Annotated in this window: 16 protein-coding genes; 2 read left to right on the forward strand and 14 right to left on the reverse strand. The window is 63.7% G+C overall.

Going from position 1 to position 14,924, the window contains the following annotated elements:
- Positions 1 to 24: 24 nt before the first annotated feature.
- Positions 25 to 879 carry an SDR family NAD(P)-dependent oxidoreductase gene (locus ACOOE2_RS06185; protein ID WP_420382149.1) on the forward strand — a complete coding sequence of 285 codons (855 nt, stop codon included), beginning with the start codon at positions 25 to 27 and terminating at the stop codon, positions 877 to 879.
- 299 nt (positions 880 to 1,178) lie between these two features.
- Here ACOOE2_RS06185 and ACOOE2_RS06190 read toward each other — a convergent pair whose 3' ends face one another.
- The 6 genes from ACOOE2_RS06190 to ACOOE2_RS06215 are packed head-to-tail and all read right to left on the reverse strand — an operon-like array spanning position 1,179 to position 7,440.
- Positions 1,179 to 1,931 carry an SDR family NAD(P)-dependent oxidoreductase gene (locus ACOOE2_RS06190; protein ID WP_420382150.1) on the reverse strand — a complete coding sequence of 251 codons (753 nt, stop codon included), beginning with the start codon at positions 1,929 to 1,931 and terminating at the stop codon, positions 1,179 to 1,181.
- Positions 1,928 to 3,046, reverse strand: coding sequence for a Gfo/Idh/MocA family protein (locus ACOOE2_RS06195; protein WP_420382151.1), 1,119 nt, complete (start codon positions 3,044 to 3,046; stop codon positions 1,928 to 1,930). The genes ACOOE2_RS06190 and ACOOE2_RS06195 overlap by 4 nt, the downstream gene beginning before the upstream one ends.
- Entirely contained in the window at positions 3,043 to 3,897 is an 855-nt protein-coding gene (locus ACOOE2_RS06200; RefSeq protein WP_420382152.1) for a sugar phosphate isomerase/epimerase family protein, read from the reverse strand. The genes ACOOE2_RS06195 and ACOOE2_RS06200 overlap by 4 nt, the downstream gene beginning before the upstream one ends.
- 2 nt (positions 3,898 to 3,899) lie before the next feature.
- A complete protein-coding gene (locus tag ACOOE2_RS06205) occupies positions 3,900 to 5,123 on the reverse strand; it encodes a DUF1214 domain-containing protein (protein WP_420382153.1) in 1,224 nt (407 codons plus the stop codon).
- A 2-nt stretch (positions 5,124 to 5,125) separates the two neighbouring features.
- Positions 5,126 to 6,394, reverse strand: a complete 1,269-nt coding sequence (locus ACOOE2_RS06210) for a sulfotransferase family protein (protein WP_420382154.1) — start codon at positions 6,392 to 6,394, stop codon at positions 5,126 to 5,128.
- On the reverse strand, positions 6,391 to 7,440 hold the full coding sequence (locus ACOOE2_RS06215) for a zinc-dependent alcohol dehydrogenase (protein WP_420382155.1): 1,050 nt from the start codon (positions 7,438 to 7,440) through the stop codon (positions 6,391 to 6,393). The genes ACOOE2_RS06210 and ACOOE2_RS06215 overlap by 4 nt, the downstream gene beginning before the upstream one ends.
- A gap of 93 nt (positions 7,441 to 7,533) precedes the next feature.
- On the opposite strand from ACOOE2_RS06215, the gene ACOOE2_RS06220 reads away from it, so the two are divergent.
- On the forward strand, positions 7,534 to 8,157 hold the full coding sequence (locus ACOOE2_RS06220; RefSeq protein ID WP_420382156.1) for a TetR/AcrR family transcriptional regulator: 624 nt from the start codon (positions 7,534 to 7,536) through the stop codon (positions 8,155 to 8,157).
- A gap of 46 nt (positions 8,158 to 8,203) precedes the next feature.
- Here the strand turns inward: ACOOE2_RS06220 and ACOOE2_RS06225 are convergent, their stop codons facing one another.
- The 8 genes from ACOOE2_RS06225 to ACOOE2_RS06260 form a co-directional block, all read right to left on the reverse strand.
- Positions 8,204 to 8,893 (reverse strand): hypothetical protein, encoded by a 690-nt coding sequence (locus tag ACOOE2_RS06225; protein WP_420382157.1) that lies wholly within the window; start codon positions 8,891 to 8,893, stop codon positions 8,204 to 8,206.
- A gap of 58 nt (positions 8,894 to 8,951) precedes the next feature.
- On the reverse strand, positions 8,952 to 9,914 hold the full coding sequence (locus ACOOE2_RS06230) for an aldo/keto reductase (RefSeq protein WP_420382158.1): 963 nt from the start codon (positions 9,912 to 9,914) through the stop codon (positions 8,952 to 8,954).
- Between the two features lie 47 nt (positions 9,915 to 9,961).
- A complete protein-coding gene (locus ACOOE2_RS06235; protein WP_420382159.1) occupies positions 9,962 to 10,102 on the reverse strand; it encodes a hypothetical protein in 141 nt (46 codons plus the stop codon).
- 156 nt (positions 10,103 to 10,258) lie between these two features.
- Positions 10,259 to 10,531, reverse strand: a complete 273-nt coding sequence (locus ACOOE2_RS06240; RefSeq protein WP_420382160.1) for a UrcA family protein — start codon at positions 10,529 to 10,531, stop codon at positions 10,259 to 10,261.
- Between the two features lie 272 nt (positions 10,532 to 10,803).
- Positions 10,804 to 11,430, reverse strand: coding sequence for a TetR/AcrR family transcriptional regulator (locus tag ACOOE2_RS06245; protein ID WP_420382161.1), 627 nt, complete (start codon positions 11,428 to 11,430; stop codon positions 10,804 to 10,806).
- Positions 11,427 to 13,205 (reverse strand): amidohydrolase, encoded by a 1,779-nt coding sequence (locus ACOOE2_RS06250; RefSeq protein WP_420382162.1) that lies wholly within the window; start codon positions 13,203 to 13,205, stop codon positions 11,427 to 11,429. Before ACOOE2_RS06250 ends, ACOOE2_RS06245 begins: the two co-directional genes overlap by 4 nt.
- 120 nt (positions 13,206 to 13,325) lie before the next feature.
- A complete protein-coding gene (locus tag ACOOE2_RS06255; protein WP_420382163.1) occupies positions 13,326 to 14,570 on the reverse strand; it encodes a glycoside hydrolase family 130 protein in 1,245 nt (414 codons plus the stop codon).
- The gene (locus ACOOE2_RS06260) at positions 14,567 to 14,917 is read right to left on the reverse strand and encodes a GDSL-type esterase/lipase family protein (RefSeq protein WP_420382164.1); all 351 of its coding nucleotides are present in this window, start codon (positions 14,915 to 14,917) and stop codon (positions 14,567 to 14,569) included. The genes ACOOE2_RS06255 and ACOOE2_RS06260 overlap by 4 nt, the downstream gene beginning before the upstream one ends.
- Positions 14,918 to 14,924: the final 7 nt, after the last annotated feature.

Genomic DNA, 14,924 nt, shown 5'->3' on the forward strand with positions numbered 1-14,924 from the left:
TGCAGATTGATGGAGAGCAGTCAGATGGCACCCGATGCCCAAGTTTTCAGCGGCGGTGTTGCCGTGATCACCGGGGCCGGTTCCGGCATTGGGGCAGGGCTGGCGCGGCGCGCCGGTGTGCTGGGGATGACCGTGGTTGTTGCTGACGTGAACCACGCCACCGCCAAGGCAACCGCCGACGCGATCATCGCCGGGGGCGGCAAGGCCGAGGCGCAGAGCGTCGATGTGTCACGCCCGGAAGAGCTCGACCGTCTGGCCGAACTGGTGTTTGATCGCCATGGCGAAGTGCGGCTGCTGATCAACAACGCCGGGATCGAGACGGTCGGCTATTCCTGGGAGGTGCCCGCCGCCCGCTGGGAAGCCACGCTCAACATCAACCTTCATGGCGTAATCCACGGCGTACGCGCGTTTGTCCCGCGGGTCATCGCCAGTGGCAAGGAAGCGTGGATCGGCAACCTGTCGTCGGTCGGCGCATTCGGGCAGATGCCGGGCCAGACCGCCTATATCGTGACCAAGCACGCCGTGCAGGCGTTCAGCGAATGCCTTTACCTGGAAATGGAGCTGAAAAACCTGCCGATCCATGTTTCGGCGATCGTACCCGGTATGATGCGCACCAACATTTTCAACCCGGAACACGGCACCGACGAACCGGGCCAGTCGCAGGGCCATCGCCGCGCGATGTTCGAAATGATGCGCGACTACGGAATGGATCTGGATGAAGGCTGCCGCCTGTTTCTGGAGCAGATGGCGCAAAACCGGTTCTGGGCACACAGCCAGCCCGAAATGAGCACGCAGATCATGGGCGCACGCGCGCAATTCCTGACCGGCCAGACCTTGCCGGTCATGCCCGATCTCGCGCGCCAGATCGCGGCCGACTAGGGATTTGGTTCACGCGGTACGCGGCGTCTCGGGCACGGCGCGCGGCGGCCATCGCCTCGCGCACTTGGGCTTCGCCGATCTTGGTGTAGGTGCCGACCGTTTCGCCAAGGTCCGACGGCTGATCTTTGCAAAAGGCGTTGCACCGTCGGCGCGCGCCGGGGCAGCAAGGTTTTTCCGTCAAGACTAAGGACGGCGATCTGATGACGCCTGGGGAAGTGCATCGAGCTGTCGATTAGCTCGCTACACGCTGCAGGTGACACGGAGACGGCAAGGGATACCGTCGGTGATCTGGCGCGAAGTCACCCGCAGACAGTGTAGCCGCCGTCGACGGCCAGCGTCTGCCCGGTGATCCAGCTCGCCGCCGGGCTGGCCAGGAACAGCACGGCGGCAGCGATGTCGTCGGCTTCGCCCAGGCGGCCAAGCGGCGTGCGGGCCAAGGTCGGTGCGGTCCATGCCTCTTGTTCGAATGTGCCGGCCGTCATGCGGCTGCGGGTCAGGCCGGCGGCGACCGCGTTGGCGCGTACACCGCGCGGCCCCCAGTGCACGGCCATGGTCCGCGTCAGGCCGACGAGCCCGGTCTTGGCCGCGCCATAGCCCGGCACCACCGGAATCCCGAAATAGCTGCTCATCGAGGCAATGCCGATTACCGATCCGCCGCCCGGCACAGGGCTTTGCGCCAGCAAGTCGACCGAGCGCCGCGCCATGCGGAATGCAGCGTTGAGCAGCATCGCCACGGCGCGATCGAAAACGTCGGGTTCCCACTCGTCGAGCCCGATCGAGGGCAGGGCGAACCCGGCGTTGTTGACGAGCACGTCGAGCCGGGGCAGCGCCGCGGCCAAAGCATCGATCTGTTCGGGCTTCTCGATATCGAGCTGGTGGTAGACATACCCGGACAGATCGGTGTCGTATTCCGCCGGCGAAGCGCGGGTGCCGGTAATCGTGACATGGGCGCCGGCATCGCGAAAGCCACTGGCACAGGCCGCCCCGATGCCGCTGGTGCCCCCGGTGACCAGGACATGCGCGCCGGAAAGATTGAAATCGAGGCCCATCATATCTGCTCCACCGTGATCCATTGCGCGGCCCCGGCCGAGGTGCGCGCAGCGTCGAGCACCGCTTGTCCCGCCGCGGCATCGACGAAATCGGCCGCAGGGTCGGGCAGCGGCGTTGGTTGGTTGAGGATCAGCGCGCGCGCCTGCCCGAACAATTTGGCGTAAGGCGCAACATCGAACCCCTGCGTGTGCCAGCGGTCCATTTCGGTCTGGATCAGTTCGCTGACCGGAAAGGGTTCCGGGGCAGGATTGACCAATTCGTGCGGCATCGGCAGGGCACGCGCACCTTGCGCGTCCTGCACCCACACTTGCTCGGGTTCGCCAAAGGCGGCGCCCGACTGGATCCATGCCGCGCCGGCGGTCCCTGCCACACGCGTGCCCATCGCAAACGGGCCGGGCAGGCACATCGCCGCCTCGATCACCGCGACGCAGCCATTGGCGCAGCGCAGTTGCACATTGTAATAGTCATCAGAGGTCATCGTCGGACGACCCGGCGACAGCTTGCGCAAAATTGCGCTCACCGCTGCGATCTCGCCGACCGTGGCGCGCACCTGGTCGATCATGTGGGTGCCGAACGCGCCCAGGAATCCGCCGCCTTGCGCTGCATCGGTCCACCAGTCGGCCAGGGGTTCGTCCTGCTCTCCCGGTTGCTGATAGAGGCGATGAAACAGCAGCGGGTCGCCGATCGCCCCCGATTTCACCACGCGCGACAGCAGGGCCTGGGCACTGTCATAGCGGAATTCGGCCCCCAGCAGCGCGATGACACCGGCCTTGCGCGCCGCCGAAAGCATCGTGCGGGCTTCGGCCAGATCGCGCGCGAACGGTTTTTCGCAGATGACGTGGCGTCCGGCCGCCAGCGTCTGCAGCACCGGGACGGCATGGGCATGCGGCGGGGTTGCGACGGTCACCAGCCTGATAGCCGGATCGCCCGCCAGCAACGCAGGCAGGTCGTTGGTCGCGTGCGGGATACCGAGCGGTGCGGCGCGGGCCTGTGTTTTTGCCAGGTCGCGGCCGACGATGGCGCGCACGTCAAACCCTGCCATGCGCAGCGCACGGACATGCGTGAACAGGCCAAAGCCCGTGCCGACGACGGCGGCGCCGATGGGGGTTTCGTTCATGGAATTGTCCTTGCCGTGGCCAGTACCGCGCGCGTGGCGGTGGCCCAGTCGCGCGCGGTTTCGGCCAGTGTCTGATCGTTTTGCCGGATGTTGAACACTTCGACCCCGATCGGAGCGGTGCAACCGATCGCATCGAGTGTTCGGATCAGCCCGGCAAGGTCGATTGCGCCTTCGCCAGGCAGCAACCGATGCGTCATCAATTCTGCCCACATGTCGGGCAGGGCGACCGGCAGGGCATCGCATAGCTGCACGGCATGGATGTGCGCGCCTGGAATCGTGGCCAACAGATCCCGCGTTGATCCGCTGCGATGAAAATGCCACGCGTCGAGCGTGATGCCGCCATTGGTGCGCCCCGCTTCCGAAACGATCGCCCACGCATCACCGAGCGAACGGATACCGCCCACCGGAATGAATTCGATGTGCGCGTGCAGGCCATGCTGCGCCGCCATGTCACACAGCCGCGCGAAAGCCTGCGCCGCGATATCGATCGGAGCGGGCGCTGGTGACAGGTCGATGACTGCGACAGAGCGCGCGCCGATCCGCGCAGCGGTTTCGATCACGCGCTGCGGCGTCAGGTTTAGCAGCGCACGCGACAGGTCATCGTCCGCAACCGCGTGCGGGTGATCCATCCAGCACGCGATGCAGTCCAGTTCGGCAATGGCCAAGCCGGCATCGGTGATCCGCGCGGCTATTTCCTGCGCTGGCATCCCTGTGTCTTCCAGCGCCCAGACATCGAAAGGGCTGATGGCAATCGCGGCAAAGCCCGCGGCGCGCACCGGTGCCAACCGGTCGAGCAACGGGACATGCAGGAACGGCGCGCTGCTGAATGAAAGATCGTTCGACCCCGGCACCATCAGTCCACAAACTGCCCGGTCGGCACAGCCTTTGCCGGATCGAACTGTGCGGTGGCAAGATCCGCCGCCGGCAGGCGCCACACATTGACCGGAGCAATCTGGTGTGTCTGGACCAGCCGCAGGCCCCAGATGCCGCGTTCATGCCCATAGGAACTGATCCAGTTTCCGCCGATGCCGGGGTCGCGTTCAGCGATGATCACGCGCACCCGGCCGTCCGGTTCGGCATGATGACGGCTGGTGTTGATCCAGCCATTGCCGTCCTCGAACGTATCGAGATTTTCCTGCCAGATATTGCACAGCTGAAAGTTCCAGTATTCGCAGGGCGGCGGTATGAATTCGAGCACCAGCGCCTCGTCCAGCCGCTTTTCCCAGCCGCCGAACGCAACATGGCGATCGGGCACGCCGCCGTTCGACAGATATTGGGCGCGGCTGTAATCCAGCCGGTTGAGCCTGGCCGCAAAATTGCCCTGGTTGCCCTGCCACCAGTTGCGCACCAGTTCGGCGTAGCCAAGCACGGCTTGCGCGGTCCAGGCCAGGCCATCGGCCATCAGCACGGGTGTAACCGGCACCGGCAAGGCATGATCCATCCGCGCAATCGTCATCGCCGGTGCCACATCCGTCGCGCGGTCCCGCCAGGTCAGGCGGATGAGGATGCAATTGGTCTGCGGCGTCAGCTTCAACCAGTTCCTGCCTGGTCCCGGATCATTCTGCGACAGGATGACTTCGAAAGTGCCATCGTCGGCCACATGGATCTGCTGGCTTGCCAGAAAACCGGTGGTCTTCAGATTGCTGGGATCGAACTGCGCAAGACCGCCCAGGCCGGCTTTTGCCCAGTTTTCCGCACCGGGCGTGGCCGGTGCCGGGCAGGTCAGGACCGCCATCACGAAATAGGGCATCGTGCCGCGCGTTCCGGTGATGCGATAATCGCGTGCCTCGTCGAACTGGCACATCAGGTGGTCCTGATCGACTGTCTGGACATTGATTGACTGGCGCCAGACCATATCGCGCAACCGTGGCCGCGTCGGTTCCGCGTTTTCGATCAGGCGTTCCATGCTCGATCGCGCCAGCCGGGTCATGAACCGGTACCATTCCGCACGATCGAGATCGGACAGCGGGCCGTCGAATGACCGGATATGCGCCCCCGCGATCTTCAGCGTGTCGCAGAAATCGTCCCAGGCTTCACCCGAGATCAGCCGGTTCCGCGCGGTCTCCTGGTGATTCATGGTCAATGGTCCTGCCTGACGGGAAAACGGTCGTAATAGAACCCGAAACGGCGCCGCAGCGCGGCCTCGTCCACCCCGAATGTCCCTTCCAGATCATAGATCACGCGGCCCTGCGCGTGACGCGGATTTTCGGCGAGATAGCCGTCCAGCCGGGTTTCGATGTCCCCGGTCAAGGGCAGTGCGGCTTTGGCGTAGATGGCGCGTGCCATCCCTTTCTGGTCGGCCATGTACCGGTCGAACAGCACGTCGATCGACTGGTCGGGCGACCAGACGTCACGCGTGTCGACACATGTCCGCAACAATCGTTCGATCCGGTCGATCCACAGCTGCGCCAGGCCTTTCGGGTCCGTCGGCTGGCGGCGGATGCGGTCGGAATAGCCCAGCATCGTGGTCAGCGAGCGCAGCACATCGACCGGATCGCGGTGCGAAATGACCATCGTGGCATCGGGAAACACCGCCTTGATCGCGGGCAGATTTTCCATGTGCTGCGGCGATTTCAACAGCCAGCGCCGCCGCCCGGCGTCGCCTCGCTGCCACGACAACAGCTGCAGAACCCTCTTTTCGTAGGCGTAGGAGCCGGTGCGATCATGCGCGAAATAGTGGTCGATCCAGCGTGGCAGCCGGGCCTGGAATTCCCAGCTGTAGCAATTAAGATCCATGAACAGCAGCTCGTTGTCTTCATGGATGCCGGTCGCCGACATGTCGTGCATGGCGGCCATATGCGGCAGCAATGCGCCAAATGTTGCCCAGATTTCGGCGGAACGCGCCATGCGCGGATCGGGTTCGCCAGGCGCGACTGTGGTTGCGGGCACCGGCTCCTCCGATTCCCATAACGTCAGCGAATTGAGCCGGTCATCGCGTGCCAGCCAGTTGACCAGGTGAGTGGTGCCCGATCGCGGCAGGCCGGCGATGAAGATCGGGCGCTCGATCGGGATATCGAGGATTTCGGGATGACGCCTGATCATATCCTCGACGCGCAGACGGTTCGAAAGCGCGCGAACAGCATTCATGACGATCGTCGTGCGACCGCCGCGAGTCAGCCCGCTGTCTTCATACAGCGATTGCAGCGTCACGCGAAGGCGCTCGAACAGCCCGGCGGATCCGCCTTCGCCGTCGGTGCCGAAATCGTGCAGGCCCGTCGCGGCCATGGCGCGGTCGATCACGTCTTGGGCGCTCAGCCTGTCGGGAAAATCCGCCGGTCCTTCGCGCGCGCCGATCAGGCCGGGGGTCAGCACCGGATCGGCCATGTCATCGATAACGATATCGTTCATGCCGTTTGCCCGGCAAATGTCAGCATGACTTTCGCCGCCTTGTCCGCGTCCGCCGCCACGGTCAGTGCTTCGGCAAACCGGTCAAACGGATAACTGTGGCTGATCAGCGGGGCGAGGGCGGCGGCATCGGCCGCGATCATCGCCAGGGCTTCGCCGAATTCTTCGGGCCGATCATCGGCAATGGCGCCGACCAGCGTGATTTCGTTGGCCATCATCCGGAACAGATCGAATGGCACCGGTGCCTTGTGCAACGCGATCACTGCAATCCGCGCGCCTTTTTTGGCGTGGGTGAAAACCTCCGTCAGCGCAGCACCCGATCCTGCCGCATCGACAAACACATCGGTGCCCACATAAGGCGAGCCAAAGCGGTCGCCGCTGCCGTGGAACCGCGCCAATGCCACCGGCAACGTTTCGCTGGTGACATTGACGGCCAGATGCGCGCCCAGCGCGCGGGCGCGCTCCAGCCGGCTGTCCACCCGGTCGAAAATGGCGATATTTTGTGCGCCCATGTGCCGCAGCATGGCAACAGCGCAAAGGCCGATCGGACCGGCGCCAAGAATGGCCACCTGGTCGGCGGAATTCACCCGCGCCATGCGAAGCCCGTGCAATGCCACAGACAAGGGCTCGGCCAGCGCCGCGTGGGCAAAACTGACATGGTCGGGCAGGAGAAACAGGGTGTCGTTCAGCTTTGCCGGACCAACGCGGATGTGGGATGCCATGGCACCCTCGTTGCCGCCGCAGCCGATATAGCCGCGATCGGGATTGACCGCGACCCGGGATCCGACTGCGATGGTTTCGACGCCCGCACCGATTGCAACCACGGTGCCGGCAAATTCATGCCCGATGGGCAAAGGCGTGGCGAGCGGATGGACCCCGTCCAGGCTGCCCTTGGCAATATAACCCAGATCGCTGCCACAAATGCCGCAAGCGGCCACGCGCACCACGACTTCGCCGGGTCCGGGGGTGGGAATGGCGATGGGGTCGAGCCGGACATCGCCGGGGCCATGCACGTGCGCCGCCAGCATCGTTGCGCTTTGTCCGGTCATCGCTCTCTCCAGTTATTGCACGCGATAATATACCCGATAGTATATTTGGCAAGCAGGATTGCGCGGTCGTACAGCTGCGGTCATGAAGGCGCGATGACAGACCAAAAGATGATCAATGCGCGGCGCGGGCGACCTCCGGCCGAACAGACCCGGCAGCGCATGACGCATCTGATTGCGGTTGCGCGCACGATTTTCGTCGCGCGGGGCTATCGCCTGACCACGATGGACGAAGTCGCTGCCGCCGCCGGCATTACCAAGCGGACCCTTTACGCATGGCACCAGGACAAGGCTGCACTGTTTCGTGCCTGTGTCATTGCCGGTGCCGAGCGGTTTCCGGCATTGACCCCGGGCAATGACAGCACCGTGCGCGAAGCGCTCCAGCATTATGTCGTGGCGCTGCACAATGAACTGACACGCGAAGACAGTTTTGGCATGGGCGTGCTGACGCTGCGGGAATCCGCTGAATTTCCCGACGTGGTCGAGGCGGTTCAGCGCGGGCATCTCGATTACATGATCGAGCCGCTGGCCTGCTGGCTACGCGGGCACGGGCTTGAAGCCCAGGGCGAGACCGAGCGGACCACGCTGTTTGTCGCCATGGCACTTTCGCCGATGCACAACACGATGATGGTCGGTTTGCCGCCGCTTGCACCCGTCGATGTGGCCCGCCATTCGGTGCGTTGTGTGGCGCTGTTCCTCGACGGAGCATTGCATACCTAGACCGCCGAACCAGATCCCGGACGCCCAAATGGGCCCTGTTGCAGCGTCAGAGCTCGACCACGGAAAGGATATGGCTGGTTCGATCCGGGAACACAAAATCGAATTCAAAATACATGTTCTCGCCAAGCTGCCCGGCGCGCACAAGATCGGTTTCGACAAACACCTGAACGCCCGCGGTGCCATAGGCGTATCGGGTGACATCACCAAATACGACAGAGGCATCGAGCCGCGCGTCGACTTGCGCATCACCACGCCGGGCGCGGTTCATCCCGAGCGTGATGCGGCCGTTGAACGCGGGGTCGCCGGCTTCCAGCTCGCGTAGCGCCAGCACCAGCGCCTCGACCTCTTCCAGCGACGGGACCAGGAAGCCGAAGTGAAAGCTTGCCTCGAAATCCTGGGCCATCATTGCGCGATAGTCTTTGACAGCCTCGTTCTCGTGGTCCGTGCCGATGTGCAGCGCTTCGTGGATGGCCGCAATCAGGCGCGCCTGCGGTTCGGGCAGGCATGACAGGAAAACGATGCCGTCGCCGCGTGCAAAGTGATGTGTGTTGGCCACAAACCGATAGAAGTTGCCATTGGGCAGCGGCAGCACCTGCGTTTCAACCAGACCCATCACCTGCAGCAGTTGGGACGCCAGCGGCCCATCTTCCGGTTTTGCATAATGCAGCGCCAGATGCCCCATCGACAGGCTGGTGTCGGAAACCGGCCTTGCCGGAGTGTTTGCCAGGGTCGCCATCGTCATCCAATCTTGTGTTTGCTTGGGGCCCGGCCGATCGGCACGGCTCAGCCCGGGTTCAGGCGTTGCGCAGCTGCGCGAGTTCGTCGGAAGACAGGGTCAGCGCGGCGCTGGTTACACTCTCGCGGACCTGATCCGGGGTCGAGCCTCCGAATATCGCGATGGTCTGCAACGGCTGGCTGGTGAGGTAGGCCAGCACGATCGCATTGATCGAGACGTTGTGATGATCCGCGAGGGCTTGAGCGGCAATCAGCCGGCGGTCATTCACGGGGTTGCCATAGCGAACGCCCAGCGGTCCAAGGTCGGTCCCGTTTGCCCGCTTCGTGAAATATCCGCCGGATTGCGCTGCGTAGGCGATGATCGGCAGGCCGGTCGCGTGCAGCGCTTCATAGGCACCTTCGTAATAATGCTGATACCCTTGCGCCGCAGCGGCCGCGACGTCGGGCACGGCCAGGCCCCAGAATGTCTCCGAAGCGACAAAGCCGGGTTTGCCGAGCGTGGCAGCGTAGGCGTTCGCGGCCACGATGCGTGCCGGTGCCCAGTTCGATGCGGCAAAGTGCCGAATGCGCCTGGCTTCGCGATGCGCAATCAGCGCGTCGATGATCGGTTCGACGGGCGCTTCGGGATTGTCCGCGTGCAGAAAATACAGGTCGATCGTATCGATGCCCAGGTGGTCGAGGCTTTGCGACAGATCCGTGTTCACGTCTTCGGGCGTAACCCGGTTGCGCCAGTCGCCGACGCGCATGTCGAAAAACCCGCCTTTGGTCGCAATGACCAGACCATCGCGTTGCCGTGTCCTGAGCCACGCGCCGACGGCACGCTCGCTTGCGCCGACCGGCGCTTCGGGCGACCAGTCACCATAAGAGCGGGCGGTATCGATGAAGTTGCCGCCAAGATCGGCGAATGTATCGAGTATGGCGTTCGATTTTCCCTGATCGAGCAGCCACCCGAGCATGTTGGTACCGTAACACAGATTGCTGACCGACAGGTCGGTCTGGCCAAGCGTGGCTTTGGAAAGCATCGTAAAATTCCTTGTTTATCAAATGATTCGGACAAACGGACCGGAGGCTAGCGGCGCAAAGAAAAGCTGCCGTGTTCAGGGCGGCGCGTGGCGTTGAAAAAATCGACCAGTCGCCGCGGCCACGACAGGAATACGCGGCTGCAGGAATTGTTGTAATAGGAATTGGCCCTGGGGTGGGTCCAGATCATGTCGGGCATCCGGTCATCGACGTTGCGGTTCCATGCATTGCATCTTATTATAAGTGGGCACTTACATGACTTGATCGAAGCTGAGAAGCCCGTTTGCGATCGCGTCAGGATTGTGTCGTCGGGCAACCTGACGCACGATCGAACGGTATCGGCCAATTACGGAGCTCGCAATGTGTGGTGGCTTGCCGCGACGCTTTCTCGTTTGCATTGCGTAATGCCGTTCACGGCGTGCAGGTCCAGCCTTGTTTCAGGCTGACAGACTGTCTCGGCCGCTCTTGCGATCCTCAGGTCGAGGCGGCGAACATCGCGAGGACGGCTGAGGTTCAAATCAGCGACCTTTACCGCGATGCTGGTGTATTCGTCCTGGGCTGCGGCGGGCGCAACGAAACAGATTGCGGCGAGCGCCGCAACGGTCAATTTCCGGATCATGATGATGCTCCAGCCGGTGCGAAGTGCGCTTCGGCTTTCAGGGGGAACGCGTCTTGTGTTCGGCAGGGACGGAAGATTTGCTGCGCGATCAGGGCGGGGCTGTCCCGTCCGCCAGCCCCGCCCTGGTCAGTACCGCTTCCCAGCCTCGGCAAATTTGCGCGTCGTCAAAAGGGCCAAACCGCTGTTGGCGCCGGTGATCAGATTGTTAGACACAGGTCAGTCCTCCTCGATGATGGGAGAAACTGACACATAATACTTAAAGTGTCAAATCGTCAGGTGATGAGCCATGCGACAAGCCGTTTCATCCGCGCTTCGAATTGCGGCTGCGAGACGTGCGTCTCGCCCGACCACATCAGGCCCTTTGCTGCGGCGACGAGCGTGTCCACCACTGCGCGCGCATCGTCCGGACGCCCGTGGCGCACCAGGGCGTCGATGACGACACCCAGAAACGCCTCGTCCGCCGCGCGCGTCGCAGGGCCGGTAAGTCGGTTGCCGGCGTCGAGCAGCTCTTCGCCATGCGGACTGGCCGTGACCACAGCGAGCGCAGGACCGAACTTGGCCTGCAGCACGCTCAGCAAAGCCTCCTCCAGCGTTTCGCTCCTTTCCAGAGCGGCAGCGGCCGTGGTCAGGCTTTTGGCATGAAGTTCGTCGACGACCGCCCGCAGGACATCCTCCTTGCCCGGAAAATAATGATAGACCGCTGTCCGGCTGACCCCGGCGCCGCTGGCAATGTCGGCTATGCTGGCGCGCTCGTAACCAAACCGCATGAACGCGGCGCGCGCGCCATCCAGAATGCGATTGCGGCGATTGCGGCTGTCGTCGCCATCATCGCGCTTTGCGTCAGGCGCGAGAGCCGCCGCCTTCGGTGGCGCCTGTACGGAATCGCTTGGCTTCGTCATTGCTTGCCGGCTGCAGCATACACCACTTTCCCGCCGACCATGGTCATTTTCACTTTGGTTGCCGCGATCGTTGTCGGATCGCCGTGAAAAATGTCGCGGTCGATCAGGATCAGGTCGGCGAATTTGCCGGGTTCGAGTGAACCGGCAACGGCTTCCTCGCGCAATTCATAGGCGGCACCTGTGGTAATCGCATGAACCGCCTGGGCGATCGTCAGTCCCGGACCCGGCAGCGGTTCAACATAGTCCGGACCGGCAGCGGGATCATTGCGGCGCGTGACCCCGACTTTCAGCGCGAACCATTCGTCGAGCGGGTCGACCGGCCAGTCGCTGCCATAAGCGATCGGCGCGGCGGCGTTGACCAACAGTCCCGAGGGTTCGAGGCGGGCAAAGCGATCAGGCCCCATCTGATCCCGTGCGCCAGCGATCGTATCGGCGGCGCGCTTTTCCCACTGGAACGACAAGACGGGAATCACGCCAAGGGATTTGTAGCGCGGATAATCGGCAGGATCGACGATTTCGTCATGCGCGAGGGCTGGCCGGGTGTCGTATTCGGGATGGGCCGCGCGCAAAGCCGCGACCGCGTCCAGCCCGAGACGCACCGCGCCATCGCCATCGGCGTGCATATGCGGGTCAAAGCCGAGCGCAGCGATTTTCTGGACGAGTGGCACAAGCACCGCGGGCGGAAAATAGGGCACGGGGCCCCTGGTCGGGCCAGGCCGCCAGTCCGGGTGATTTGCGGTGCCGGTGTTGATGAAATACGGCTGGACCATCACCCCGGTCTGGGCCGGGGCGGTGATCACGCCATCCAGGAACAATTTGACATTGTGCACGGTAATCGATGGCTGGGGGCGCAATGCGCCCTGGTCATACCGGGCGCGTAACGCAACGATTTCGGCAATGGCAGCATCGGGCGCCGGGCCATCTTTGGGCACGATCAAGGGCGCAAAATGGGCACGCGCAGTCAGTCCCCCCTCGCTCGCCACGGCCGAAAAGGCGGCAATGGATTCCGGCGATGCCTTTGCATCCAGAAAGCCGGTCACGCCCTGGCGGGCCATATTGGACAGCGCGGCACGGGCTGCGGCCCGGTTTTCAGCGTCGCTTGGCTGGGGAACCTTGTCGGTCACCAGTCCTTGCGCCACGTCCTCGAGCAGGCCGGTGGCCGCACCGGCAGCATCACGGTGGATCTGCCCGCCGACAGGATCGGGGGTGGTCGCGGTAATCCCGGCCAATTCCAGCGCGCGGCTGTTGGTAAGCGTCGAATGCCCGAACGACGAAAACAGATAGATCGGGCGTTTGGTGGGCAACGCATCCAGCAACGCCCGCGTGGTGACCACGCCAAGCGGCTGGGTTTCCTGCTGGAACCAGTTGATTACGGGCAGCCATTTGTCGTCGCCCGCGCCGGAATCCTTGGCCAGGCAGCCCTGGACGATCGCCTGGATTTCCGGCACCGTCAGCCGCCGATAATCCAGACTGCACGACAACAGACCAAGCCCGCCCTCCAGCGGGTGCATATGCCCGTCGATCAACCCGGGCATGACCACCCCGCCGTCCAGATCGATGATCTTGGATTGCGATCCGGCCAGCGCCTTTGCGCCGGCGTCGTCACCTGCAAAAATCACCCGCCCATCGCGTATGGCAAGCGCGGCCACAACCCGGTCGGCCGCATCGAGCAGATGGATCTGCCCACCCACCAGCACGGTATCTGCGGCGGGCGCAGCGATTGCCGCCACCGGCAGCATCACAGCGGCTGCGGTTGCGAGAAGACGAACAATCATTGTGGGCGCTCCAGAAAACATCTTGCTTTGGCTATGAACCATCCACGACGTTGACTGAAGCGATATTGTCGTGACTGCGCGCAAGCAGTCCGAGCGGTTGCCGGATTATAGCTTCAGTGTTCATGACGCTGTGTTTGGGTCATGATGGAACTCTTCGGCCTGAATAGGGGCGCGCACCGGCACAGTGCTTGCGGCTGTGCCCGGCATCGGCGCGGTTGCGACGCCGATCCGGGAATCTGCCAGCCCCAGGTAAAGCCACCAGGTATCCTTGAAAGCAACCAGGCCTTGCGCGAAACAGACATTGCCGACCTGCCCGGTTGCTTCGGCGTTGTCGATGCGCAGAAACGGATCCTGCAGCTGACCGATCACACTGGTGGGATCGGCGCTGTCCAGCAACAACTGGCCCGGCTGATAGGCAAAAGGGGGTACGTCGGGCGCGCCCTCGACCGGATGATTGGCGCCATTATAGACAAGAACGATGCCGTCTTGCGTAATCAGCGCAGGTGGTCCCGGTTCGGTCAGCAGCGAATCGAACCGCCGCTTCCTGGGCCAAGCCAGCCCGCGCAGCGCCAGCGGCCCCGCGACGCGATCGATCTGCCAGCTTCCGGGATGGTCCGCATTGTCCGGCGACCATGTCAGGTACCGATCGGGGGAAGCCTCGGCTTCCACCGGCGTCCACCGAACGAGATCGTCCGATGTGGCGGCAAAAGCCTCGGCTTCCACCGGCGTCCACCGAACGAGATCGTCCGATGTGGCGGCAAAGATCGTGCCTTCGCCCCAGTACCTCCAGAATTTGCCATCGACCCGCGCTGCGACAAGGCGTCCGCCTGCAAGGGCAGTCACAATCGAACCCGATTTTGTCTGGCGCCGGACATAAGCAGTGCCGGCAAATGCGGGGCCGTGTTTGGTCCACACGCGCAAATCGGTGGAGGTCGCCACGAACAGGCAGCCGACTTTGCCGTCGAACGCCGTATACATGCAGACATAGCCGCCGTCGGGCGATGCGACAACGCGCGGATCCTCGGTTCCACCTGGCCATTCCCATGCCTGCCAGCGGTCGTTGCCCGGTGCCAGCACCGGTTCGTTCTCAAGCTCGAAATTCAGCCCGTCGCTGCTGGTCGCCAGACCTATGCGCGAGGTCCCGGCATAGCGGCCTTCGTGATCCTCGGCGCGCACCAGCAGGCAGACGCGGCCGTCGTGGACCACCGCGCCGGGATTGAACAGATCCTTGGCGGCCCACGCGATCGTGCTGCCCGAAACTGCGCAGGCGGAGCGGACTGCGGGCCGGTCGACCAGCACGCGCACCGGGCGCGAAAACGGCCCGATTGCCCAGGACGGTGGTTGCGCGTGCGATCGATCGGTCATGGTTTCACGGTTCCCTGTGCAAGCGCGCGGTCGATGGCGGCCATCGCGACAGGCCGCATCCGGGCATAACCCGGCCTGGTCAGATGGACGCCATCCCTCGTGAACTGCGCCGGCAGCCGCCCCTGATCGTCGGCAAGCGCGGCATGGTAATCGGCAAAGGCCAGGCACCGTTCCTGTGCGGTCTGTTCAAGCCAGGCCCCCAGCTTTGACAGCCAGCGTGCCGGGTCCACTTCGGGGCGCCACGGAATGCCGTTGGCAGGCGTCAGGCCGCCGAGCACGACCGCAATCCCGTTTGCGCCGGCGATATCGAGCATGGCCAGCATGTTGGACTGATAATCATCGGGCAAAAGGGAA

It is taken from the genome of Novosphingobium sp. (genome assembly GCF_965214355.1).
Classification (GTDB): Bacteria; Pseudomonadota; Alphaproteobacteria; order Sphingomonadales; family Sphingomonadaceae; genus Novosphingobium.

Coding starts and splice junctions, on each gene's coding strand:
- ACOOE2_RS06220 (WP_420382156.1), top strand. CDS start 7,534: ATGACAGACCAAAAGATGATCAATGCGCGGCGCGGGCGACCTCCGGCC.
- ACOOE2_RS06185 (WP_420382149.1), top strand. CDS start 25: ATGGCACCCGATGCCCAAGTTTTCAGCGGCGGTGTTGCCGTGATCACC.
- ACOOE2_RS06195 (WP_420382151.1), bottom strand. CDS start 3,046: ATGAACGAAACCCCCATCGGCGCCGCCGTCGTCGGCACGGGCTTTGGC.
- ACOOE2_RS06235 (WP_420382159.1), bottom strand. CDS start 10,102: ATGATCTGGACCCACCCCAGGGCCAATTCCTATTACAACAATTCCTGC.
- ACOOE2_RS06255 (WP_420382163.1), bottom strand. CDS start 14,570: ATGACCGATCGATCGCACGCGCAACCACCGTCCTGGGCAATCGGGCCG.
- ACOOE2_RS06215 (WP_420382155.1), bottom strand. CDS start 7,440: ATGACCGGACAAAGCGCAACGATGCTGGCGGCGCACGTGCATGGCCCC.
- ACOOE2_RS06230 (WP_420382158.1), bottom strand. CDS start 9,914: ATGCTTTCCAAAGCCACGCTTGGCCAGACCGACCTGTCGGTCAGCAAT.
- ACOOE2_RS06190 (WP_420382150.1), bottom strand. CDS start 1,931: ATGATGGGCCTCGATTTCAATCTTTCCGGCGCGCATGTCCTGGTCACC.
- ACOOE2_RS06250 (WP_420382162.1), bottom strand. CDS start 13,205: ATGATTGTTCGTCTTCTCGCAACCGCAGCCGCTGTGATGCTGCCGGTG.
- ACOOE2_RS06245 (WP_420382161.1), bottom strand. CDS start 11,430: ATGACGAAGCCAAGCGATTCCGTACAGGCGCCACCGAAGGCGGCGGCT.
- ACOOE2_RS06225 (WP_420382157.1), bottom strand. CDS start 8,893: ATGGCGACCCTGGCAAACACTCCGGCAAGGCCGGTTTCCGACACCAGC.
- ACOOE2_RS06205 (WP_420382153.1), bottom strand. CDS start 5,123: ATGAATCACCAGGAGACCGCGCGGAACCGGCTGATCTCGGGTGAAGCC.
- ACOOE2_RS06240 (WP_420382160.1), bottom strand. CDS start 10,531: ATGATCCGGAAATTGACCGTTGCGGCGCTCGCCGCAATCTGTTTCGTT.
- ACOOE2_RS06210 (WP_420382154.1), bottom strand. CDS start 6,394: ATGAACGATATCGTTATCGATGACATGGCCGATCCGGTGCTGACCCCC.